The sequence below is a fragment of the Pseudoalteromonas sp. MMG013 genome (assembly GCF_018100885.1).
GTDB lineage: Bacteria > Pseudomonadota > Gammaproteobacteria > Enterobacterales > Alteromonadaceae > Pseudoalteromonas > Pseudoalteromonas aurantia.
In genome coordinates this window covers 94,976-120,080 of the sequence record NZ_JAGJEE010000005.1, presented here as the reverse complement: position 1 = coordinate 120,080, position 25,105 = coordinate 94,976, and the positions used below count along the sequence as shown (strand labels likewise).

The window sequence follows — 25,105 nt, the reverse complement described above, 5'->3', positions numbered from 1 at the left end:
TATGCAGTGACTATACACATTCAAGTAGCACCATATCGTCCCTATGAAGCACTACATGTGATGATTTACAGCCCAGCTCATCCTCTATTTCTGAGCTGTGACACCCCTTAATGATACTCAACTCGCTGTCTGAAAAACTGCACAGCCCTTTTGCAATGACGTGACCATGCTGATTCTTAACCATCACCAAATCACCTCGCTTAAACTCACCTTGTGTCGAAATGATTCCTTTAGCTAACAAACTCGCTCCACTGTCAATTAAAGCCTCGCATGCACCTAGGTCAATAATCAATGCACCGCTTGACTTTGGTGCCGACAAGAGCCATTTCTTTCTGCCTTCGACCGGCGCATCGAAACGCACAAAAGTCGTGCTTGGTGCATCATTTTTCATTACTTTAGTAATAATATCGGCTTCGCTACCTTTCGCTATCACCGTTTCAATCCCAGCTCTTTGTGCAATATCCGCAGCTTGAAGTTTCGTCGCCATACCACCAGTGCCTTGATTGCTCCCCCCGCCTCCAGCTAAAGCGCGCAACTTATCGTCCACTTTGCGCACTTCTGCAATTAACTTTGCATCTGGATCATTCCTCGGGTCTGCGGTAAACAGCCCCACTTGATCGGTTAGTAACATTAATTTATTTGCATTGGCCAGTATCGCTACCATCGCCGACAAATTGTCGTTATCTCCCACCGTTATTTCCCGCGTAGAAACCGCATCATTTTCATTAATGATTGGCACGACATTATGATGTAATAATTCATTCAAGGTATCTCGAGCCGTTAAATAGCGTGCTCTATGCTCTACGTCCGCCCGAGTAAGTAACATTTGTGCAACAGGTATGTTGTATAAAGAAAAAAGCGTTTGCCAAGTGTAAATGAGCTGGCCTTGCCCGATGGCAGCTAACATTTGTTTCTCTTTTAATGAGCTGCCACAAGGTTTTGGTAACTGAGCACGACCCGCCGCTACCGCCCCGCTCGATACAAGGATCACTTGATAGCCTTGGCGTTTAAGTTGTACACACTGCCGCACAAGTTCGACCATACGCGGCTTATTTAAGGTTTTCTCACCTGCCGTCAGTACACTTGTGCCCAATTTAATTACAACTATCTCACTTTTCATGCTTCCTCCTGCTCAACAAGCCATCATTTATAACAAAGAGGAAAAACTGTACAAGTAAATTTTGCTCATGTTACTTTTGAGCAGTTGTTAATAATTGCATAAAACCACCATTTTTCGTGCGATTACACGCAGATTGTATACAATCACCAATATAGTCGCGCTAACCTCCCTAAAATGGTATATTTGTTTCTAGAACAGTGATTTATTTAGTTATATTTTATACTAAAATATTTTATGCTTGCGAGTCGGTGAAAATGATTTATCAAATGATCCATATCAAGCCTTGTAACAAAAAGATACGTCATAGTACGCCCCAAGTCTCGGAGGTTTTTTAATGAAGAAACACTCAAAACATAAGGAGCTAATTATGCTCCCATTATTGTTCGTTGCTATTTTGCTTTGCATTGGCGGTCATTTTATTCTGCAACCAAGCTATCAGGACAGTTCCATCGCTGAATATAGCTTAGCAGCACTCCCTTTCATCCTATTTGCTATTGTTATTATTGCAATAAAAATGGCAATTAAAGCTGAACAAAAAGACCCGTAAATTACAAAATATGATACCCAAACCAATCTGGCGTCAGCGGCTTATTTTTACCGCTGGGTGTTAATTTAATGAAATATTTTTCATCTAATAAATCTATTGCAAAACAATCGTCCACATCATGTAAGTTATCTTTATGGAGGTGACTTGCTCCCACTAATAATTGTGCATAAGCTTGATTTTTTGCCTCTTGAACACTCCTCGCAATAAACAAAGCAAAATCATGCTGCTCAGCAAGATCCGTGGGGTGATACCCTCCCATATTAACAAAGTACAGCTTTTCAGACTGCGAGGTATGCTCGGTTACCAAATTCACTTCATAGCCATTGATGTGCGTAATTTCAGTATAGCTATCAATATGTACCGCATTTTTATCCCCAACCCATTGCGCTTTCAGTTTCGGGTAACATTGTTCAATGTTTTCACCGATAACAAACCGTACATCATGCATTTCAATATGGCACCCGGTAACTCGCCCCCCTAAATACACCATAAACAACTTCATACTACGCCTCCAAAAAATGCAGTGTGATTTTACACTGCATTTTGTCGATAATACATGACTGCGTTATAGCTGCTTTTTCAAGTAACTAATACCCTGAATAAGCTGATTGTCCTCTTGATTTTCGATAGATTTGGCCGTTCGTGGTGCGTACATATCAGGTAAAACACCGACACCAATTAATGCTTCGCCATTTGTTTGCCTTGCCGACATTCCCGTATAAATATATGAAATACCACCTTGTTGATACCCGCCAAACTTATGAGAATACACAATATCACCATTAATTCCGGCTGTAGGCACACCTAAAATTGGTATATTGGCATCTTGTAAAAACATCAGTGCATGCTCATTCTGACTGATACTTGAACGTGATGATAACGCGACCAAAGGGATATTGACACCTGCACCTTCAGGCGTAATTGTCTGGCGAAAAGTATAATCAAACTTCTTGGTCTGATCTGGCATCATTTGATATCTAAAATCAAGAGTCCCCGATTTTGCCTCGGTAGAGAGTAACCAAGCGAATAGCTGCTTCCAACCCTGAAAACTTGTTGGATAATGGCGGAAGTCAATCACAATGGCCGAAGCCTTTTCAAGAAGGCGCTTCACATCAGGTAAATTATTTACCGTCACATTGTATGCCATTAACTGTGCAACACCATTCTCATGATATCTTACCAACTCACTGTAATGCGGCACGACACCTTGTCCTTTATATGGACCCGTCACTTTATAGTGAACGGTCGCACTGGTTACACCGTACTCTTCACCAGACGATTTTCTAAACACCATATTCACTAAACGTGAATCTGTGTACCGAGTGAGTAGATTCAGCGATTGCTCTTTTTCTGTCAGGCCCGCTTTTAATGTACGGCCTTTGTAATAATCTAACCAATAGTCAATTGTTTGACCGTCTATACTGATCAGTTCATCACCTAGCTCAACTTGTAAGGATAGGAAATCAGTCCGATTAACCACCAACGCCTTTTCATCAATGTAAGACAAGGTAAATGGTAACTTATAGTGTTTAAAAGGTACTATTTCTTCGGGATAATTTATCCATACATGATTGTCACCTAATAAAGAAAACTGCTCATTCACTTTATACTCGAACTCATTTCTAGCACCAATACATGCATTAAACAGAGGTAAATGAGTTTGTGACCAATTTACATCAACATGCGCAAAGTACGGCCAAAAATGTTGAATTTCTGCCCACATAGAGCTCACTGCAGCCATACATGTTTCAGTACCCGTCATATTCGTTACTAAGTTATAAGGATTTCCTGCTTGATATGCCGTCCCTAATAACGCGCTATCAATGGGTAAATATAACGGGATATAAATATCTTGACCTTGGTAGGTTGAAGCAAAGTATGTTTGCTGTGTGAAATAAGGGAATTGAGTAAGCTCTTGAAAAGTGCCGGTTGTTAAATCTCTAAAATAAATATGATTAGTACTCGCCCCACTTTGAATCCAAACATTCACACTCTCATCATTCTCAACACTCGGAAGGTGTATCACATTGCGCTGAACATAAGGTGCAATTGCTTGGATCAACTCTATCCCTTTATCTACTCGCTGCTCGCTTGGCGTGTCACGCAAGACTTTGAAGCTATCACGTAAAAAACTATCCCAGTCAGAATTTGCGACAGCGTTACTCGGATAGAAATACCTAACTTGTTGTGCTAATTCTGAAAAAGCACGTAACTCAGGAACAATCTCTTCATAACCTTGTTCATTTTGCAACAGATGATTTGCTGAAACACTGGGCGTTATAATTGACATAATTGCCAACGCTAAACTTGTACGGGCATACTTTTTATATTTTTCCATTTTAACTGTCCTTATTTATTGTATTACCGGTTCCTATATCTACTACATATTGGTCGATTTATGCAAGTGATCAGCGACGTTTAAAAACTTGCAAGAATGCAATCAATTGAGCCATAAGAAAAATTACGTTAAGGTGGATAAAATAATAAATCACTCATAGGCAAGTGAATGATAAAAAGTTTATTTCTAAGCATAAGTATACTTGGCGCTTCATCCTTTGCATTTGCGCAAACAACCCTTATTCACAACATACAAGGCTATACGCCAACCAATGCGGGTGCCCTCGCACAATTTAGCGTGCTGGTGTTTAAAGATGGGAAAGTCGTTAAAACAGGCAATGATCTTACGTTAAAACAATTCCCCCAAGCGACACGAATTGATGGCCAAGGCAAAACCCTTCTGCCTGGATTAATCGATGCCCATGGTCATATTATAGGGCTTGGTAACAACTTACTTCGATTAGATATTAGGGGAAGTCGCTCGATTAAAGAAGTCGGAGAAAAGCTCGTAAGCTATGCCAATAAAAACCCAGAAGGTTGGCTTATTGGTCGCGGCTGGGATCAAACTTTATGGCCTAGTGGCAAGTTTCCTACCGCTGCGCAGTTAGATAAATATATATCAAACAGACCTGTGGTGTTAACCCGAGTTGACGGGCATGCAATTTGGGCCAATTCACGAGCGATGAAACTGGCTAAAATAGAAGCTCATACCCAAACACCAAAAGGTGGCGAGATAATCAGAGGTGCCGACGGGTTACCAACAGGAATATTTATCGATAAAGCAGAGAACTTGGTTAATCAGCACATTCCCGCGACTTTGCCTACGCAAAGAAAGCGCGCCTTAGAAGTGGCTGGTAAACATTTGCTCAGCTTAGGGATCACTTCAGCTCATGACGCCGGTATCGACTACAATACATGGTTGTTATACCAAGACTATGCGAAACAAAAAAAACTGCCTCTGCGTATTTATGCAATGCTTGGCGCAAATGATGACAAGTTAGAAAGCATGTTAAAACAAGGCGTTATAAAAGACACGCAAGACTTTTTGTCTATTCGTAGTGTTAAAATATATGCGGATGGCGCTTTGGGTAGTCGAGGTGCAGCACTTATCAAGGATTACCATGACCGTAAAAACTATCAAGGTTTAATGCTCGAAACTCAACCAAAATTAGAAGCTTTACTTACACAGAGCTTCAAACATGGGTTCAGTGCTCACACCCATGCAATTGGTGATAGAGCAAACCGTATTGTACTAGATGCGTATGAAAACACCTTCAAATCAGTCGGGGGAAAGCTGCTTAGAAACCGCATTGAGCACGCCCAAGTTGTTCACCCGCAAGATATACCACGCTTTAAATCGTTGGCCATTATTCCATCTATGCAGCCCGTTCATGCCACATCGGATATGAATATGGCGCAATTGCGTTTAAGCGATGCACAGCTGCAAGGGGCGTATGCGTGGCAAACATTTATCAAACAAGGCAGTAAAGTAGCATTTGGATCAGACTTCCCCGTTGAGCTAGCCAACCCCTTCCATGGCTTATATGCGGCTATAACAAGAATGTCTCGGGCGCAAAAACCTAAAGGTGGCTGGCGAGTCAATGAGGCAGTAACCAGAGCACAGGCCTTGCGCGCTTTTACACTTGATGCGGCTTATAGTGAATTTAGAGAATATAAAACCGGTAGTTTAGAACAAGGAAAATGGGCAGACTTCATTTTAATTGATAAAGACTTTATGAATATTGACCAGCATGAAATAGATGATATTCAAGTTGAACAAACTTGGATCGCTGGGAAGTTAAAATACCAAGGTTAGTTGCTATATTATTAACTGCACGGTACTAATCAGTACGGTGCAGTTTTATTAAATGATAGCTGTTTACAAGCGCTAATAGTGCATTAGTAAACGCCACAGGCCAGGCTTCTATCATGACTCCATAGATAGCAAAACATATACACCCTGTTAAATTAAACCACCGTAATTTAACGACATTGCTCATCATCAGTGAAATTACCAAAAAAACTGAGGCAATATAGCCTAAATATTCCCAAGTCATTTGTTCTCTCCCATTAGTTGAGTTAGCATAGTCAGCTGTACAAAATTATTGCTGGTGTGATTAAGCCTAGAATAAAAAAACTAACTCACAAACCCCTTATAGAATTAGGACTAAGTAAGCTCTAACACGGGAACGGGGGCATTTGCATTTTAGCAAACCGCTGGTGTGAGTTAGCAAGAAATCAAGGACTTCATGCTATCGTTATTTATCACCAATAAATAGGACAATTGTCCGAAGAGCCATCTAGATGTTTCAATATCATTTTTCCACCGATCTTGTAGAACAATTATTAAAGTTCGCGGGTAACGGATTTGTACATAGTAAAAAAGACGTATTAATTCATCAAGATGAGCCACTAAGCAAGTTAATCTTAGTACGCAGTGGTACTGTATCATTCAGCTATGATGTGGGTAACGGTCGTCGTCTCCTACTCGGACAATTAGATTGTAATAACACCCTCATTGGTGAAATTGAAGCACTCAATCAACACCCTTGTATTTATACAGTCACTTGCCTTAGCGAGGTGAAGTACAACCTGATTGAGTTAAAGCATTGGCGCCAGCTATTGTTAGATCAACCCCAGTTGAGCTTATACACAGCACAGTCTATTGCCGCCAAATTCACCGAAAACCAAAAAATCAACCTAGATAAATTGCTGCTCCCACTCAGCTATAACATTGCTAATGACTGTTTATTGCGTGCCGAAAACAACCATCCAACCATGCTGCGAGCTTACCCAACGGTCAATGCTGAAGCCGAACGTTTTGCGACAACGGAGCGAGCTTATCGACGCGTGGTGTCTGAACTGGTTGAAAAAGGATTAATAGTACGTACCAGTGATGGCTTAAAGCCTGTAGATATCACTTTACTTGAAGAGTTCGTTGACAGCTTCTCCCAAATTTAAGTTCAGTGTACAAAACGGCATGTTTTGTACACCTTTGTCATACTTTATTTAAAAAGGTCCTGAATTTTAGCTAAATCAGATTTGCCCGCAATAATCTCATCTGGGGTTAATCCAGATAATTCATGCGGGAACACCAGCCATTCATCTGACTCATGAATGTAATAGTCTGGCTTCATGGGCACTTTGGTATTTTTCGGCTTATAGTACGGGCACGCAACTCGGATATCTCTTGGTAAGTTTAAGCGCATCAGCTCGCTGAGCTTCTCTTTTAACGCAAATATACTGCGACCTGAGTCAAATACATCGTCAACAATCAGCAATGAATCTCCGGCATCCGCATTTTCTATTATATAGTGTAAGCCGTGCACTTTGATTTCTTTTGACTGCTTACCTATTCCATAATATGACGATGTACGCACAGCGATATGATCTGTTTCAATGCCTTTATAATCATAATACTCTTGCACAGCAATACCAATTGGAGCGCCGCCACGCCAAATACCAATGATGAAATCTGGGCGAAACCCATCTTCATACACTTGTGCTGCAACACGAAAAGAATCTTCTAACAATTGTTGTGCGGTAATATAGCACTTATCTGACATACCAAACCCCGTGGAACTATGCGAATTAATCGCCAATTTAGATAAGCTAGTTTTACAACATTGAAGTTAACACATCACTTCGCTGAGAAAACTGGCATAAGTTATAACCGGTAATTTTAGCGCAGATAAATAAAAAATGCTTTAGCTTCTGATAATCGGTTGAACTATATCAAGAATATAGAAAAATAATGGGAGAAATATCAAGACTTCATTGAACACCGAAGTCTTGATTAATCAAAAGATATTCGTTAGATGCCTTCTACCATTAAACGTGTATCTGGCAAATATGATAGATGAGGAATAGCCAAATCAGGGCGTTCCATACGACTCACAGCATTCAATGCAGCCGCAATTGCCCCCTCTTGCCAACCAGGCAGTGATGACAGCTGATCACCAATAACGAAGAAGTTTGGTGCACTTTTACCTGCAGCTGAATTAATTCCACTCCCTTGCGTCAATGCATTGAAGTGTGTAACAGCCTGTTCACCCACCACATGCCATTGTGCCCAGCCCCCTTTAATATATGGCATATTTTGCCACGCAATGGCTACACCGTGCTCCAAGCCATGCCCAAAGGCATCTCCGAATAGTGTCGCACCAGCCTTTGCTTTGTCCAAGCGCTCTTGAACCGACAAACAACCCCAATCAAATGCAACCTTTGAAAAGTTGTAAGCACCAGTCAACACCCCTTTTTGATCATGATAGGCAGTTGATGGATACCAAATTTGTGTTATTTCATCATTTGTCCATGAAATCCCGCCAAAAATAGGGACCACACCGACTTCAGAGTCGGGTACCGTCAATATATCTTCATTACTAATATTATCGTGACGAACTTCAACACTCGAACCTTGCCATAGCGACCTATCTGCTTGCCACCCTACTTTGGTTGTGCAGGCCAAAAACTTCGCAGTGTACCCTTGGGTTGGCACATTAAATTGTGATTGATAAACCGCATGCAATGCCTGTTTGAAACTTTTATCTAATCCAGTCTCAGTATCTAAACTTTGTAAGTCGTCATCCAATATCTTGCTCAAAAATGGCATGGCCATGTTGCTAAAACAATAATCAGCATAAATGTGCTCAACCGCTTCAGTGCCCATCTTACTTACTGATATATCAAACTGTTGTCGGCTCTCATCCCATTGAATACATTTTACAGGACTATTTAACTGAATATTGCCCCCTAAACGGCTCACTTCTCGTGCAAAAGCATGTTGCACTTGATCCATACCTCCAACAGGCTGAAATAGCGTGTTTTGCCATAAAAAGTCAGCCGGTTGATAAAATTTAGTTTCTGCCCAAAAATTTGATTCAAGCAGCGAGTCAAAACTTAACGGCTCTGCGGTTCGACCGGCCTCGACGCCCGGCAATACTGTATAACCGGCTCGAGAACGCCCATTTTCCATGCCATTCTCTCCTGCCGTTACTTGATACTTGCCTTTATACTCACCAGATGGCACCAACTCCCCAAACGAAATCATCAGATCTTGTAGCTGCCCAGCACGTTCATCCACTTTTTCGGCGGCAACACCACATTCTGTCGCTTTAATTAAACTATGAGCATTTTCATAAACCATCTGGGCCAACCAGCCGCGTGTATTATGATCTAAGCGCCTATATACCAATGGCAAACCTGCAAAACTATCTTTCATCTGTACTAAATTTGATTCACTATTCATTACATACACTTCAACATCGACGCCAAACTCTTTCAAATACGAAAGTAGACGTTTATGGCCTGATGGAATACGGCCTGGACCTGCATTTAAATACGGGCGGCTGTCGCCTTTTGGTTGTTCAAAATGGACCATTTGTGTTTGACCTGGGGTGGAATTAAACAAGTCGCTATTTACATCTTCTGTCAACGTATCGCCAGTACGTAAACTTAAACAGCGTCCACCGGTGCGATTTTGTGCTTCGAGCACCACCACATTCATCCCTGTTTTTTGCGCTAATAACTCATATGCCGTCGTTAGCCCCGATACCCCAGCGCCTATTATCACAGCCGTTTTGCCTTGATACTTATGTGCCGAGAGTTTTACAGGGCCAGGCGTTAATTTTAATTGTAGGTTAGTAGCGTCATCTAACGCAGCATGCGCTTTAGCTTGGGGGTTGTTTTGATGAAATTGTGCTCTAGATTGATGTTCTGCCATTGGTTTGCTCCTTTAAAAACAATGTGGCGAGATGCACCAATGCTGCGGTTGTAACATTGTGCATCCTAGCTATAAAAACGAATCAAATCGTCTTACAAGATAGTTCACAATGCCGACAATGCGTATTACAGAGAATTACAGTCTACTTGCCCTGAATAAAATGTTTCAGTGCGGTTTTTTCTGGATGTTGCCGCGTTGAACTCACAAACAATTATTTTTGCGTATCCATTGCCCAAAGTTTAGGTTATTTAACTAAAAACGGCCCATCACAATAGGCCGTTTTTATAGTCAAATAAATTAAGTGCTATGAGGCTGTCCCGTCATTTTCTGCCTCTAAGCCTCCCTTACTTTCTGATCTAGGGATTTCTATTTCAAATTCATCCACTCGCTGCAAACCTCGAGGCAACTTATTTCCACGTCTTCCGCGTTCACCGTAATAATGCTCTAAATCACTTGGCTTCAATGTCAATTTGCGCTTTCCTGCATGTAAAGTAACTGCACAACCTTCAGGTACACATGCTAAAACCTTCACAAACTCTTCTCGGGCCTGTACTTTTGCACTTGGTATTGAAATGATCTTATTTCCTTTACCTTTGGCCAACTTAGGTAAATCACGTAGCGGGAACAACAACATTCGACCTTCATTTGAAATGGCCATACACATATCAGAAGCAACATCATGCACTTCAATTGGGGCAATTAACTCAGCACCTTTTGGCACACTCACAAGGGCTTTGCCATTTTTATTTTTACTGATCAAATCACTAAACTCAGTAATAAAGCCATAACCACCATCCGTTGCCATCAAGAGCAAGGTGTTTTCTTCGCCCATGAGAACATGTTCAAAATTACATCCTGATGCTAGATTAAAACGGCCTGTCATCGGCTCACCTTGGCTACGCGCAGAGGGTAAACTGTGAGCATCTGTCGCAAATGCGCGACCTGATGTATCTAAAAAAACGGCTGGTTGATTGCTTTTTCCTTTCGCAGCGCCTTTATACGCATCACCAGAACGGTAATTTAGCCCTTGCGCATCAATATCATGACCTTTGGCAACTCGCGCCCACCCTTTTTCAGATAAAACCACTGTCACGGCTTCTGATGGAATTAAATCCTTTTCACTGAGCGCTTTAGATTCTCCACGTTCAATGACTGGAGAACGACGCTCATCTCCATACAATTCAGCAGCCTCTTGAATTTCCTTTTTCATTAAAGTCGACATACGGCGTTCAGAGCCTAACGTCAATTCAAGTTTATCTCGCTCTATAGATAACTCATCTTGCTCACCACGAATCTTTACTTCTTCTAGCTTGGCCAAATGACGTAATTTAAGGTCGAGTATAGCCTCAGCTTGACGATCCGATAACGCAAATCGCGACATCAGTTCTACTTTTGGTTTTTCCTCGGTACGAATGATTTCAATTACTTCATCGATATTCAAAAAGGCGGTCATTAAGCCTTCTAAAATATGTAGTCGAGCTAAAACCTTATCTAATCGGTGCTGTAAACGACGCCTTACCGTATCACGACGGAAAATCAACCACTCAGATAAAATCTGACGTAAGTCCTTTACCTGTGGGCGACCATCAAGCCCAATCATATTCAAGTTAACACGGTAACTTTTCTCAAGATCCGTAGTCGCAAACAAGTGTGCCATTAAGGGTTCAAATTTGATCCTGTTTGAACGGGGTACAATGACGATGCGTGTTGGATTTTCATGATCAGATTCATCACGTAAATCAGCCACCATAGGCAGTTTTTTCGCCGTCATTTGCGCTGCAATTTGCTCTAAAACTTTACCACCCGAACATTGGTGAGGTAATGCAGTAATGACGATTTCACCTTGCTCTTCAGTGTACACTGCACGCATTTTTATCGAGCCACGGCCCGTTGTATAAATCTTTTTGATATCGGCTTTCGGTGTAATAATTTCTGCATCTGTTGGATAATCGGGCGCGTGTACCACATCCAATAATTCATCTAACGTCGTTTTAGGTTTATCTAACAATAAACAACTTGCAGCTGCGAGTTCTTTTACATTATGTGGTGGAATATCTGTTGCCATACCAACCGCGATACCCGTCACCCCATTTAACAAAATATGCGGTAACCGTGCTGGTAGTACCTTAGGCTCATCCATTGTACCGTCAAAGTTTGGTGTCCAATCAACAGTCCCCTGCCCCAGCTCTTTTAATAAAACTTCTGCAAATTTAGAGAGTTTAGCTTCAGTGTAACGCATTGCCGCAAATGATTTAGGATCGTCAGCAGCCCCCCAGTTACCTTGCCCATCTACGAGCGGGTAACGATAAGAAAAAGGTTGCGCCATTAAAACCATGGCTTCATAACATGCACTATCCCCATGAGGGTGATACTTACCCAATACGTCACCAACCGTACGCGCAGACTTTTTATATTTCGCCGACGCCGAAAGGCCAAGCTCGCTCATTGCATAAATAATACGTCGCTGTACAGGTTTCAATCCATCGCCAATATGTGGCAATGCGCGGTCCATGATCACGTACATGGAGTAGTTAAGGTAAGCGTCTTCAGTAAAACGCCCCATAGTCTGTTGTTCAATGCCTTGTAACGACAAGGCTTGAGGATCAGTCATGTAACACCCTATTTATTGTTATAGCGAATACGGTAAATCGCATTCGCATAATCATCCGATACCAACAAAGTACCATCTGCCAATTCAGCAAATGCAACCGGACGACCTAAGGTTTGCTCTTTAGATAAAAAACCACTTACCAGCGGCTCATAAGCGGTGACTTCACCGCCTTTAATTGTCGCCATCATCACACGATAGCCAACTTTTTTGCTACGATTCCACGAACCATGTTCTGCAACAAGCAAAGTGTTATGCCGCTCTTCTGGAAAGTGTGTACCGCGATAAAAGTGCAACCCTAACGGCGCTACATGTGCTTGCAATGCAAGTTTTGGCGCGCTAAAGTGCTGAAAATCCATTAAAGTTTTGTTTTTTGCATACTCAGGATCAAGTACACTGCCACCATGAACAAATGGAAAACCAAAATGCTCTTGTGGCTTACTCACTCGATTGATTTCATCGGGGGGTATATCATCTCCCATCATGTCTCGGCCATTGTCGCTAAACCACAAATTGCCCGTTTTTGGATTTGTATCAAAACCCACTGAATTTCGAACACCTTGAGCAACCGTGGTCAGTTTCTTGGTGGTTAAATTCAGAGAAAAAATTCGACCAAATTTGGGGTTTTCCTCACAAATATTACACGCCACCCCAACCGGAATAAGCAATTCACCATTATTGGCAAAACGAATAAACTTCCAGCCATGGTGCCGTTTGTCTGGCAAATCGTCAAACACCACATCATAATCAAACGACTTCGCTTGACGCTTTAATTGCAGATCAATATCAGAGAAGCGAATAACTCGACTAACCTCAGCCACAAATAAATTGCCATTTTTCATTGCCAATCCAGATGGCATATTTAGCTTTTCAGCTAGAACAATTTTACGATCTGCTATGCCATCTTTGTTATCATCAATTAATGCGTGCACTTTGCCTGCTTTTCTCGAGCCGACATACACGATACCATTGGCCGACACAGCCATTTGCCTAGCGTTATCAACATCTTGTGCAAAGTAACTAATTTCATAACCACTCGGCAGTGACAAATTATCTAATATTTGTGCAGAACTTAAAGGTGCTAAAAGACAGCTTAGCAGTATCAATATGTGTTTCATATAACCACCTTAAGCGTCAAACTCGGCTTTATCGCCATGATTTTCTAACCAAACTTTACGATCCCCTGAGCGTTTTTTAGCCAACAACATATCCATCATTTCCATCGTGTGCTCTGGTTCATCCAGTGTCAATTGCACCAAACGACGGGTATTAGGATCCATGGTTGTTTCTCGTAGTTGAAGCGGGTTCATTTCCCCCAACCCTTTAAATCGCTGAACATTCACTTTGCCGCGTTTTTTCTCTGCCTCAATCCGCGCTAATACGCCTTTTTTCTCATCTTCATCTAATGCATAAAATACATCTTTACCGACATCAATTCGAAATAATGGCGGCATAGCAACGTATACATGCCCTTTATTAACTAGGTTTTGAAAATGACGTACAAACAATGCACATAACAAAGTCGCGATGTGCAATCCATCAGAGTCAGCATCCGCGAGAATACATATTTTGCCATATCGCAGACCAGATAAATCATCTGAGTCAGGGTCTATGCCCAAGGCAACCGAAATATCGTGTACTTCTTGAGATGCCAATATTTGGCCTGACTCTACTTCCCATGTATTTAAAATTTTACCTCGAAGTGGCATTATCGCTTGAAACTCACGATCTCTGGCTTGCTTTGCTGAACCACCAGCAGAGTCACCTTCCACTAAAAATAATTCTGAACGCTCTGTTTCTGTCCCTGAACAATCCGTCAACTTGCCTGGTAGGGCAGGCCCTGACGTAACTTTTTTACGAACCACCTTTTTAGCGGCACGCATACGCTTTTGCGCGTTACTAATACACAATTCAGCAAGTAATTCGGCCGTATCAGTATGCTCATTTAGCCATAAGCTAAACGCGTCTTTCACAATACCCGAAATAAATGTGGCGCAAGAACGTGACGACAGTTTTTCTTTTGTTTGCCCCGCAAATTGTGGATCTTGCATTTTTGCAGACAACACATAGCTACACCTATCCCAAATATCATCAGGTGTTAATTTAACCCCTCTTGGCAACAAGTTTCGAAACTCACAAAACTCGCGCATTGCTTCAAGTAACCCTTGACGCAAACCATTGACATGTGTGCCACCTTGAGCTGTAGGGATCAAGTTCACATAACTCTCTGTGATCGACTCCCCCCCCTCAGGTAACCAATGCAATGCCCATTCGACCCCTTCTGTTGAACCACTAAAATTCCCTATAAAAGGGCTTTTCGGTAAAACTTCAAAGCCTGCGGCACTGTCTTTTAAGTAATCTTCTAGGCCTGCTTCATAGTGCCACTCTTGTGTCTCTTTGGTTTGTTTATTAATAAAACGGATTTTTAAACCTGGACACAATACCGCTTTTGCTTTGAGGATATGATTAAGCTTGGATAACGAGAAATTTGCTGAATCGAAGTAACTGGCGTCGGGCCAAAAGTGCACCGAGGTACCAGTATTACGTTTCCCGACAGTACCTGTCACTTCTAAATCTTGTACTTTGTCACCACTTTCGAATGCCATTTCATGTACTTGACCTTCTCTTTTTACGGTAATTTGTACACGCGTCGATAAAGCATTCACAACGGAAATACCCACGCCATGCAGACCGCCTGAAAACTGGTAGTTTTTATTTGAAAATTTACCACCAGCATGCAATTTGGTTAAAATTAACTCAACCCCAGGTAAGCCTTCTTCTGGATGAATATCAACCGGCATACCACGACCATCATCACACACTTCTAAAGAGTTATCTTCATGTAAAATAACATCTATTTTTGTCGCATGACCAGCAAGAGCTTCATCAACACTGTTATCGATAACCTCCTGTCCCAAATGGTTTGGTCGAGTGGTATCCGTATACATCCCAGGTCGGCGTTTAACTGGCTCTAAACCATTTAAAACCTCAATCGCTTCTGCGTTATAGTTTTGCTCGCTCATAAATGGATTCTTTTTATTAAATTCGTTCAGTTTTATGTGATTTCTAAAAAATTGACTATGGTGTCAAAATAGCGCTGAAAAGCCATAAAACTATGATCTCCAGCAAACTCGATACGTTGTTCACATGCCATAAAATACCGCACAGCTTGCTGATAAGGTAATACTTCATCTCCCATTTGCTGCAACAACATCACCAACTGAGGGTGCACTAACGTTGCGCAATGTAGTTGCTTTAAAGCCTCTACATGGTCTAACGTTAATTCATAATGTATCTTTTGGTAGGGATTATACTGTGCTCCTAAATAATCCGCTAATAAATCAAAAGGTTTAACCGCTGGATTAATCACAACTGCTTTTAAACCATACAATTGTGATAAATATGTCGCATAATATCCGCCTAAAGAACTGCCTATTAGTACCGTATCTGGTTCAATTAATGCAACTAGCTGTGATATGGCTATACGTGGGTCAAAGCTCAACCTAGGTGTTAAATACTCACACGAATACCCTTGCGACGCAAACCACTCACCAAATTGCAGGGCTTTAAATGATAATTCTGAACTATTAAAGCCATGAATGTAGATTACTCGTCGAGCCATATCACCTCAGAATCAAACCCATTGATACCAAAATTAATAATACGTAACGCAGGGCCTCGGTCTTGCTGCTGCCACTGAGATGTGCCTTTGTTAAACTGTATTGACGTCGCAGGGGTTGCCAAAACATGCATTGTTCGATAGGTGCTCTGGTAATCATTATGAACATGTCCATGCACAAGTCTTACCGCTTTATTACTATTGACGAGACAATTAAGTAACGCCGGACCATTTTCCAAAATATGCTTATCTAAATAGCCATTAATAGGCACAGGGTGATGATGACTAAATGCTAAAACTTGTTCTGAACTGCACAATAACATCTGATGCAACTCAAATAGATGCTGCTGTTCACACCATCCAGCCGGTGTCTCACCTTTTGAGTTAATTAAAAAAATATCCGCACCATTTAGCCTGAGGTGTTTATTTGAATGAATTTGACCAAGGCTAATTTGCTCTAACTCAGTTAATTCATCATGGTTGCCTGGCAGCCAGAATACGGGGCAATCTAATTCAGAAACTCGCACTAGCTCAGCAAACAATTGGTAAGATTCAACACTATGATCTTGGGTCAAATCACCACCAAAAATTACGGCATCAAGGTGGCATGTGGCCATATATGACAACGTACGCTTAAAATTATCGGCAGTATTAACCGTAAAATACGTCCCCATTTCATCACAGAACAAATGACTATCTGTGATATGTGCCAACTTTATACTCGATTTATCAAAGTGATACGGGTGCCTAAACCATGCCATTGTTTACATCCCAGTTTAATGGCACTCTGCCACTTTCCAAACAAGCCATCAACCAATCAGCCAAAAAAGCATTCAGTTGATACTTCTCATCTTTTTGATGCATGCTCGGGTTAGGGTAACCATAAGATGGTTTAATACGTTGATGAAAATCATGATGAATAACTTCAGCAACCTTCGCATCATGATACAAACGCACTGATAACTGAAACTCAGGCAAGAAGTCACTGATACTAACCGTTTGTCGAATAGTAATGTCTGTGGTGTATTTGGCGCACCCGTCCACAACTATGTCATAGTGCGCATTTGCAAGTTCAATCGTACGTTGAGCACCGGGTTCCTCCGGTGGTAGTACTTTCAAAACACGCAAGTAATTACGCTCACATAATGTAATATATTTAGGTAAGGATTGAATATATCCTTGCCTAGTTGCTACTTCACTCAAAGTCAAACCTCAACTTTTTACCGCTACTTCACTTAAGACTTTCGCCCTATTTAATGCTAACCATTGTAGACTAATCACTGTTGCAGCGTTATCAATTTCGCCAGTATTTAATCTGGCAAGTGCATCGTCATAAGGAAGTACATGAGTTTTAATGTCTTCCCCTTCACTTTCTAATCCATAGATACCACCAGCTTGTGATAAATCCGTTTCAGCTAGATATAAATAAATCCGTTCTGTCGTGCCCCCAGGGCTTGATAAATAAGAAGTCATAAAGTGCAACTTGTCTAAAGTTAACCCCGCTTCCTCTTGAGCTTCCTTACGCGCAACATGTTTGTAATCTGTTAACCCCTCAGCCATACCAGCAATGCATTCCAATAACCAAGGTGAAGACTTCGTGGCCATTGCGCCAATACGTATTTGCTCAATTAAAAGCACAGTGTCAGTTTTTGGATCATAAGGCAGAACCGCAACCGCATGTCCTCGCTCTAAAATCTCGCGCCGAACGGTCTTTGAAACCCCACCAACAAATAAGGCATGTTTAAAATAATACGCCTGAATTTTAAAAAAACCTTCATAAACACTATGGATTGACTCCACTTCTACATGCTGGTTATCAAATTCATTAATAGAATTCATTTTATTTCCTGTTTAATTCAAATTTGGGGTTTAAAAATTAACCATAAGGCCCAATATGCTAAAACTATCGTGCGAGGCTTAGTAAACCAATTTGAGCCTTATATATTCTGTTACACTTGTTGGCTTTGATTTACGTATTAAGTTTATCGTTTCTAAAAAAAACAGGGTAACATGCTTCCAGTATAAAAAATTGTCTAAGGACTGAGCGAAAATGAAAAAAAGCTTACTATCTCTTTTTGTTGGTTTATCTTGTGCATTAACCAGCAACCTAACGTACGCAGAAGATTTATTGCAAGTATACGACATTGCGACTGCAAATGATCCAATCGTACTTAAAGCTAAAGCACAAGCTGATGCACAAAAGTTTGCACAAGACAGTGCATTAGGTGCTTTGTTACCACAACTAGGTTTTGAAGCTGGATATCAGCAAGTCGACTCTGATGGGTACGGTCAGCAAAATGATCTGAGCGGATATACTCTAGGTAGTGGCTTTACTGATACTTTTAGCAGAACTCTATCACTACAACAAACAATTTTTGATATGTCCATCTGGGAATCTCTGAGCATCGCTGAAAAACAAGCTATGCAAGCGAGTACCCAATACGAACTAGCTCAACAAGATTTGGTTGTCCGCATAGCACAAGGTTATTTTGATGTTTTAAGTGCACTCGATAATTTGGAGTTTGTACAAGCCGAAAAGCGGGCTATTGAGCGTCAATTAGAGCAAACAAAGCAACGCTATGAAGTTGGTTTAACAGCAATTACCGACGTGCACGAGGCACAAGCACAGTTTGACAGAGCAGTCGCAAATGAAATTGTCGCAAAAAATGATGTTGAAACTGCCCGAGAATCACTGCGTACCATTACGGGTAAATACCACAGTAAACTTGATTCCCTCAATACCGACACATTTTCAACTGTATCTCCGAGTAGAAAAGCAACTGACTTTGTTAATATAGCAAAAGATAAAAACCTATCTCTTGCAATATCTAAAGCAAGTTTGGAAATAGCTGAAGATCAGATTAAACAAGCTCAAGCAGGACACTACCCGACACTCTCACTCAATGCGAGTTACGGTGATTCTCTGGCTGACAGCAATGGCGCATTACATAAACCTCGTGAAGATCAAACCACGGTTGGTGTAACATTTAATGTACCTATTTACTCTGGTGGTCGTACTCAAGCTGCAACTGATCAAGCTCGAGCGCTGTATGTTGGCGCAAGTGAAGATCTAGAAGCCAGCATGAGAGAAGTTACCCGTTCTGTGATCACATCATACAACCAAGTGATGTCTAACGTGGCAACATATCGCGCGCTAGAGCAAGCCGTCGTTTCAGCCGAAAGCGCATTACAGGCAACAGAAGCTGGCTTTGAAGTGGGAACTCGTACTATTGTTGATGTTTTAGTGAGCACGCAGAATTTATATAACGCGAAAAAGAACCTGGCTAATTTACGTTATCAATATGTACTTTCATCACTGAAACTAAAGCAAGCTGCCGGAACGCTTTCTCGTACAGATTTAGAAGCAATTAACAAAGGTTTGAAGCAAGGTTAATTTGCAATAGTTTCTAATACATAAATCGTATATTTATTAAGCCGGCCTAGCCGGCTTTTGTATTTTCCGGCACATATAGATAAACTACCCTCATCATATCAGCAAGAGAACATATTTGTGGTCAAAAACCCCGCTTTAAAATTGGCATTCTTTGCGCCTAGATACTGGTTAACATGGTTAGGCGTATGTTTTATGTATGTCATTTCTTGGTTGCCACAATCAACGCAATTTTTACTTGGTAAAGGGTTAGGCCGACTAGTACATCGATTTCTTAAAAAGCGTCGTCATATCGCTGAAGTGAATGTAAAGTTATGCTTTCCTAATTTGTCTGCTGCTCAGCGAGCAACCATGGTCCGTACCAATATGGAAAATACCGGGTTGGCTACTTTGGAAACAGGTATGGCTTGGTGGTGGCCACAGTGGCGTATAAATCGCGTCATTGGCTCTATATCTGGTATAGAACACATTGAAGCAGTACAACGCAGCGGAAAAGGGGTGTTATTACTTGTACCTCATATGCTTCACCTTGAAATGCTTGGGCGCATCTTAGGTGTAAAACAACAAGGTATTGGATTTTATCGCCCTCATAATAATGCGCTCATGGAGTTCTTTATGACCAAAGGGCGATTACGGTCAAATGAGTTTTTAATTGGCAAGCGAGATGTAAAGGGCCTGCTACAAGCTTTGAAAAACAAAAAGCTCTGTTATTACTTACCTGATCAAGATTATGGGCGCAACCGCTGTGAATTTGCCCCTTTTTTTAAGGTTGCTGATGCAGCAAACACCACAGGAACCTTGCTTTTTGCTAGCAGTAAACATTGTGAAACGCTCAGCTTAAGTGGCACTAGGGATGCTAAAGGAAAATATCATTTAACTATTCTCCCAGCGCTTGAGCACTTTCCAAGTGATAACGCTAATGACGATATCATCAGGGTTAACACTCGAATGGAAGAAGCAATTATGCATGCCCCAGAACAATACATGTGGTTACACCGACGTTTTAAAACGCGTGCTGACAAAGACGCACCATCATATTACTAAATGTTGAGCATTTGAAATCATGGCAAAAAAAAATAAAACACTTTCATCCGTTCTTTTTTGGGTAAAGCACCTATCGCTTGCCATTATCTTGATTTGGGCTGCATATTATTTTTTATACGGTGCATTACCAAAAATGGACATGAGGCAATCCACCAATGCCGCTGCTCAAGGGTTATCACAGTTTTATGAAAGCTTTAAGAATCGGGTTAATGAGCGAGATACTGAACGAGAGCAGTTTGTGATCGAAATTGGTAAACCTACTTTTCCACTTGATGACGCACTGGCTCAGCGTGGTTTAGTCGTAAAGCCTTCAAACCAACGTTGGACTGGCGAAGTTGCACCACGTCGATTTGAGATGGGAAACACACTCAAAGGTGCACTTGCTGCCTATGCAAAAAAAGAAGACATTGAATTATTTTGGTATCTCGAACGTGACTATGTAGTAAAGCAGAACTTTAGAGTCGATACCAACTTTGTATCAACACTCTACCAAGTTGGACGAGCCATTAATGATGACTTTGAATACGAGGTGTATACTTTTTTTTGCCACCGTCAACGAGCTGCAGTGATCACTAAAAAACCCTCTCAATTTGTGAGAGAGAACTGCCGCAAACTCACCAATTAATCTTAATAAGCCCATAAACTAACTTATGGGCTGAGTACCATTTCAACCATCAATTAAGGGATCTGACAGTTGGAACAGAGTGGGATCCACACGCGCTCTTCACGACAAGAACCCGGTACTTTTTGACGCACTGCATCTTGACGAGTCTGATGTGATTGAGATTCTAAATTAAGCCACACTGATGTAAATGTTGGGGTCATTTTACATACTCTCACATACTTTTGGTTTGGATAAACACCTTGATATTCCCAATTACATGTCTCTTTATCGACCCACTGAGAGCTATTTATACTACTACTACAAGAAACATGACCATTGAGAATGCTAGAACTTCTAAAGTACTTCTGACTCTCCCAGCCCCCGTAACTACAAGATGTAAAGTCTACATCTTTGTACACTGTTTCGTAATCACAAACAGTTTTATATTCCCAGTACCCTCGGGCCTCTGCCGCTGTACTCATAATACCCAACGCAACCCCTAATACTAACGCTGCTTTTTTTATCATTGTATTTCCCTTAATTATTTTATTTTTATGGAATTAATTTGAACCATTTACCACATAAAATGAAGTGGTTTGCATCTATGCCCGTTCTCTACAAACAAAAGTTTGAGTGATATGTACCTTTTTCAACTCGTCATTATTTACATGAACTCACCACGGTCACTGTATGTTGTAAAGTATCAGTATGTTTACTGACACCGTTACTGTTTCGCCACATGCTTTATTTATATTCCTTTAAAATTCGTTAATTCATCCATGACCATATCAGTCTGGGCTTAAGTGAACTTTAAGGGATTAAGGGGGAATCAAACAACTTATGAATACTTATAAATTATTCATAACAAAAAAGGGTAAATCACTGTTTTAAAATAATTTATTATGAAAACAACAAAAAACAATCACTCTCTACAAGCTGATTTATACGAAATATCTCAATTTTCAGCCAAACTCGTTTAACTTTTTATTGTTATAAAAACAATAGACATTCAAGAATATCATTCACCAATATGTGAAGAGTAACAGGCTGGATTTAGTATGGGCGGTATACTGTGGTAAAGGTACAATGCGACAGGACATCTAGGGACTGTTGTTTTTTATCATTGGGCAACTCAGCTTAAGAGGTATCCATAGTGAATACCCTACAGCGCTTCAGCCAAGTGTGTTTGAACTTCAGTCACTGCAAGAAAGGTAGCATAAGTGCTGTAAAAACTCCTATGCTATGACGATATAAGAACCCAGATAAGCTTTTAGTACAGTTTCAACGATCAATAACAATACCTTACATCTTATTTTATAAACACTTTTCAAATATGCCGCGTACACCATTTGCAAGCAGCTTGAAGGTATTATTCATTTCAATACATCGTCCTTGCTGGTCTAAACTTTGCTGATGATAACTGTCTCGATATAAACAATACGCATCTATTAATAACTGCTTTTCCTCTTGGCAGAGAATACCGTCTCGTTCTGCACATTCAAAAATACGAATATTATCAGTGTAACGTGTTAGTTCAGGTGACTGATGAGCATAATTTAGCACTAAGTATTGCGCAACAAACTCAATATCAGTCATACCTCCATGACCTTGCTTTAAGTCAAATTGAGACTCTGAATCTTGAGACAAATGCCGACGCATTTTCTCTCGCATTTGCGACACATCTTGTTGTAATTTTTCCTTATCACGACGTTGCCTCAAAATACTATTTCTTATTTCATTAAAGCGCTGTAGCATGCTTGCCTCTGCGAGTACCATTCTTGCACGTACAAGCGCCTGATGCTCCCACGTCCACGCCTGCGTTTGTTGATAATTAAAATAACTCTCTAAATTGATAGCCAGTAACCCTGAATTCCCTTCTGGGCGAAGACGTGTGTCTAACTCATACAAAATACCTGATGCTGTTTTAGTATTAAATAAATGCATTAATCGCTGTGCCAATTTTAAGTAAAATTGCCGTGCTGAAATGGACTTTATACCATCCGTATGACTGTCTCCATCTCGATTATGTACAAATACTAAATCTAAATCTGAATCATATCCCAGCTCGTACCCGCCCGCTTTTCCGTAGGCGATTACTGCGAATCCTTTTTCTCCCTCCGATGCACCACAGGGTATACCATAGCGTACTTTCATTTGCTGCCATGCCAACTCAACGGCTTGTGTTATTATCGACTCAGCCAGCGCAGTAAGATGATCACTCACTTTCGTTACACTAATCACGCCGGTCGCATCTGCCGCAGCAATTCGTAGTTGCTGGGTCTGCTTAAATTGACGCAGCGCTTCCATTTGTAACTCTAAATCTTCAGGCTCGATACGTAAAAACTGGTGTCTAATCTCATCTTTATAAGCTGATAATGGTAACGGCTTATAAAGCGCCGCAGGGTCAAGTAACTCATCCAATAAGATAGGATATTTTGCAATATGCTCAGCAATCCAGCGGCTATGGGCACACAACTTTACTAATTGCTTTAAAGCCCCTTGGTTTTCGTAAAGCAGCTCTAAATAAGTTGTTCGCGAGACAACGGTGATCACCACCTTCAGTACATCACTAAATACCTCAAAAGAAACGTGTTGTGTGATTAATTGCTCCAGCAAGTGAGGCATCAATTTATCGAGTATATCCCGGCCTCGCGCGCCCATTTGACGCTTAAGCAAGCTCACTTTAAAATCATCCAGTCTCAACTTCCATTTTTGCGCTTGGGTGTCTATTAGCTGTTGCGAAAAGCCTGAAAAATCGCTTTCCAGCCAAGCAAAACCATACACTTCCTCACAGGGGTTTTGTTCTTGTGGTTCCTCGCCAATAACTTGCGCAAACTCTTCTCTTACGGAAGTCATTCTATGACTAATAGCAGCCAAGCTTGCATCAAAGTCTGCCGTTTTTAATAAGGTATTTAAGCGTGCAATATCAACGTTATTCTCAGGTAATGTTTGCGTTTGCTGATCATCAAATGCTTGTAAATATTGCTCAACTCTTCTTAAAAACAAATAACTATCAATCAATAATTGCGCGGTATCAGGAGGTAGCACATCCAACTTTTTTAATTCTTCAAGCGCAATGAGTAGTGAGGGGGTTTGCAATGTAACATCACGCCCACCTCTTACCATCTGCAAGGCTTGAATAATAAACTCCACCTCACGAATCCCCCCAGCACCCAGTTTAATATTATTGATAAGGCCTTTACGTCTCACCTCTTGTGCAATCATATACTTCATTTTTCTTAATGATTCGATCACTGAAAAGTCGATATAACGGCGATACACAAACGGTCTTAATAGTTGCTTAAACTCTTCATTATATTTGCTGTGATGGCCTAGCAGTCGCGCTTTAAGCATTGCATATCGCTCCCACTCACGCCCTTGATCTTGGTAATAGTCTTCCATGGCAGCAAAACTCATTACCAAAGGTCCACTTTCCCCAAAAGGACGCAATCGCATATCCACTCGAAAAACTTGTCCATCAACAGTCACTTGGTTTAATGCCGCAATCAGCTTTTGCGCCACCTTGGTATAAAACACTTGAGCTTCAAAAGGTTTTCGCCCACCAGTTGTAGAGACATTTTTTGGATAAGTGAAAATCAAATCAATATCAGAAGAAAAATTAAGCTCCGCCCCCCCGAGCTTTCCCATACCGAGCACTAACATAGGAAGCGCCTGCCCCGCCTCATCGAGTGGAGTACCACACTGTTTTACCGTATGTGCAAATGCCCAACGATTCGCAGCATCAATCAAACATTCAGATAAATTTGAAATGTACGCAATGCTGTCTGATATATCGTTCTCTTTGACCAAATCTAGCCACATAACTTTTAACCAATACCTCTGTCGATATTGTCTTAGCAGTTGAAAACACTCCAGCTCAGTGACGCTGAGTAAATCCGCAGGTAAAGGCTCAAGAACTTCGCGTGTGTTCATTTGCGCGGTATCTAATAACCACCAAGCTAATTCAGGCTGCTTTTGCAGCACTCGAAATGCAAAATCGCTCAATGCCAACAAATTGGCCAAAGGCTTTACCACTGTATGCTCTGGATATAAACCATGCCAACGCGCTAAAGCCAATGACTGTAAAATAGGTGGCAATTCAATATCCGACAT

21 protein-coding genes are annotated in these 25,105 nt (G+C 41.1%); 6 read left to right on the top strand and 15 right to left on the bottom strand.

Going from position 1 to position 25,105, the window contains the following annotated elements; genetic code table 11:
* Positions 1-10 precede the first annotated feature (10 nt).
* Positions 11-1,120: a glutamate 5-kinase gene (proB, locus tag J8L98_RS07235; RefSeq protein ID WP_210995872.1), complete on the bottom strand. Its 1,110-nt coding sequence runs from the start codon at positions 1,118-1,120 to the stop codon at positions 11-13.
* Between the two features lie 334 nt (positions 1,121-1,454).
* Between proB and J8L98_RS07230 the strand changes: the two genes are divergently transcribed.
* Positions 1,455-1,667, top strand: a complete 213-nt coding sequence (locus J8L98_RS07230; protein ID WP_210995871.1) for a hypothetical protein — start codon at positions 1,455-1,457, stop codon at positions 1,665-1,667.
* A gap of 1 nt (position 1,668) precedes the next feature.
* Here the strand turns inward: J8L98_RS07230 and J8L98_RS07225 are convergent, their stop codons facing one another.
* Complete coding sequence (locus J8L98_RS07225) at positions 1,669-2,169, bottom strand: DUF1543 domain-containing protein (protein WP_210995870.1); 501 nt, start codon at positions 2,167-2,169, stop codon at positions 1,669-1,671.
* 63 nt (positions 2,170-2,232) lie between these two features.
* Positions 2,233-4,005: a hypothetical protein gene (locus J8L98_RS07220; protein WP_210995869.1), complete on the bottom strand. Its 1,773-nt coding sequence runs from the start codon at positions 4,003-4,005 to the stop codon at positions 2,233-2,235.
* Positions 4,006-4,173: 168 nt separating this feature from the next.
* Here J8L98_RS07220 and J8L98_RS07215 point away from each other — a divergent pair, with 168 nt between their 5' ends.
* On the top strand, positions 4,174-5,820 hold the full coding sequence (locus J8L98_RS07215) for an amidohydrolase (protein ID WP_210995868.1): 1,647 nt from the start codon (positions 4,174-4,176) through the stop codon (positions 5,818-5,820).
* 25 nt (positions 5,821-5,845) lie between these two features.
* On the opposite strand, the gene J8L98_RS07210 is transcribed toward J8L98_RS07215, so the two are convergent.
* A complete protein-coding gene (locus J8L98_RS07210) occupies positions 5,846-6,061 on the bottom strand; it encodes a YgjV family protein (protein WP_192506366.1) in 216 nt (71 codons plus the stop codon).
* Between the two features lie 247 nt (positions 6,062-6,308).
* Here J8L98_RS07210 and J8L98_RS07205 point away from each other — a divergent pair, with 247 nt between their 5' ends.
* Entirely contained in the window at positions 6,309-6,965 is a 657-nt protein-coding gene (locus tag J8L98_RS07205) for a cyclic nucleotide-binding domain-containing protein (protein ID WP_210995867.1), read from the top strand.
* A 44-nt stretch (positions 6,966-7,009) separates the two neighbouring features.
* Here the strand turns inward: J8L98_RS07205 and J8L98_RS07200 are convergent, their stop codons facing one another.
* From J8L98_RS07200 to J8L98_RS07160, 9 genes are all read right to left on the bottom strand, one after another.
* Positions 7,010-7,570 carry a phosphoribosyltransferase family protein gene (locus J8L98_RS07200; RefSeq protein WP_192506364.1) on the bottom strand — a complete coding sequence of 187 codons (561 nt, stop codon included), beginning with the start codon at positions 7,568-7,570 and terminating at the stop codon, positions 7,010-7,012.
* Positions 7,571-7,818: 248 nt separating this feature from the next.
* Entirely contained in the window at positions 7,819-9,726 is a 1,908-nt protein-coding gene (locus J8L98_RS07195) for an FAD-dependent oxidoreductase (protein ID WP_210995866.1), read from the bottom strand.
* A 304-nt stretch (positions 9,727-10,030) separates the two neighbouring features.
* A complete protein-coding gene (gene parC / locus J8L98_RS07190; protein WP_210995865.1) occupies positions 10,031-12,337 on the bottom strand; it encodes a DNA topoisomerase IV subunit A in 2,307 nt (768 codons plus the stop codon).
* 8 nt (positions 12,338-12,345) lie between these two features.
* Positions 12,346-13,452: a PQQ-dependent sugar dehydrogenase gene (locus J8L98_RS07185; RefSeq protein ID WP_210995864.1), complete on the bottom strand. Its 1,107-nt coding sequence runs from the start codon at positions 13,450-13,452 to the stop codon at positions 12,346-12,348.
* A 9-nt stretch (positions 13,453-13,461) separates the two neighbouring features.
* Complete coding sequence (gene parE, locus J8L98_RS07180) at positions 13,462-15,357, bottom strand: DNA topoisomerase IV subunit B (RefSeq protein ID WP_192506360.1); 1,896 nt, start codon at positions 15,355-15,357, stop codon at positions 13,462-13,464.
* A 32-nt stretch (positions 15,358-15,389) separates the two neighbouring features.
* Positions 15,390-15,956 (bottom strand): YqiA/YcfP family alpha/beta fold hydrolase, encoded by a 567-nt coding sequence (locus tag J8L98_RS07175; RefSeq protein WP_210995863.1) that lies wholly within the window; start codon positions 15,954-15,956, stop codon positions 15,390-15,392.
* Positions 15,941-16,714, bottom strand: coding sequence for a metallophosphoesterase (locus tag J8L98_RS07170; RefSeq protein ID WP_192506358.1), 774 nt, complete (start codon positions 16,712-16,714; stop codon positions 15,941-15,943). Before J8L98_RS07170 ends, J8L98_RS07175 begins: the two co-directional genes overlap by 16 nt.
* Entirely contained in the window at positions 16,701-17,156 is a 456-nt protein-coding gene (locus tag J8L98_RS07165) for a DUF1249 domain-containing protein (protein ID WP_192506357.1), read from the bottom strand. Before J8L98_RS07165 ends, J8L98_RS07170 begins: the two co-directional genes overlap by 14 nt.
* Before the next feature lie 9 nt (positions 17,157-17,165).
* Positions 17,166-17,792, bottom strand: coding sequence for an NUDIX domain-containing protein (locus J8L98_RS07160; protein ID WP_210995862.1), 627 nt, complete (start codon positions 17,790-17,792; stop codon positions 17,166-17,168).
* A gap of 211 nt (positions 17,793-18,003) precedes the next feature.
* On the opposite strand from J8L98_RS07160, the gene tolC reads away from it, so the two are divergent.
* The 3 genes from tolC (at position 18,004) to J8L98_RS07145 (ending at position 21,013) form a co-directional block, all read left to right on the top strand.
* Positions 18,004-19,347 (top strand): outer membrane channel protein TolC, encoded by a 1,344-nt coding sequence (gene tolC, locus J8L98_RS07155; protein ID WP_210995861.1) that lies wholly within the window; start codon positions 18,004-18,006, stop codon positions 19,345-19,347.
* 117 nt (positions 19,348-19,464) lie between these two features.
* On the top strand, positions 19,465-20,388 hold the full coding sequence (lpxL, locus tag J8L98_RS07150) for an LpxL/LpxP family Kdo(2)-lipid IV(A) lauroyl/palmitoleoyl acyltransferase (protein ID WP_210995860.1): 924 nt from the start codon (positions 19,465-19,467) through the stop codon (positions 20,386-20,388).
* A 19-nt stretch (positions 20,389-20,407) separates the two neighbouring features.
* Positions 20,408-21,013, top strand: a complete 606-nt coding sequence (locus tag J8L98_RS07145) for a TcpQ domain-containing protein (RefSeq protein ID WP_192506353.1) — start codon at positions 20,408-20,410, stop codon at positions 21,011-21,013.
* A 53-nt stretch (positions 21,014-21,066) separates the two neighbouring features.
* Here the strand turns inward: J8L98_RS07145 and J8L98_RS07140 are convergent, their stop codons facing one another.
* Positions 21,067-21,519, bottom strand: coding sequence for a hypothetical protein (locus J8L98_RS07140; protein WP_192506352.1), 453 nt, complete (start codon positions 21,517-21,519; stop codon positions 21,067-21,069).
* A gap of 787 nt (positions 21,520-22,306) precedes the next feature.
* The gene (gene glnE, locus J8L98_RS07135) at positions 22,307-25,105 is read right to left on the bottom strand and encodes a bifunctional [glutamate--ammonia ligase]-adenylyl-L-tyrosine phosphorylase/[glutamate--ammonia-ligase] adenylyltransferase (protein ID WP_210995859.1); all 2,799 of its coding nucleotides are present in this window, start codon (positions 25,103-25,105) and stop codon (positions 22,307-22,309) included.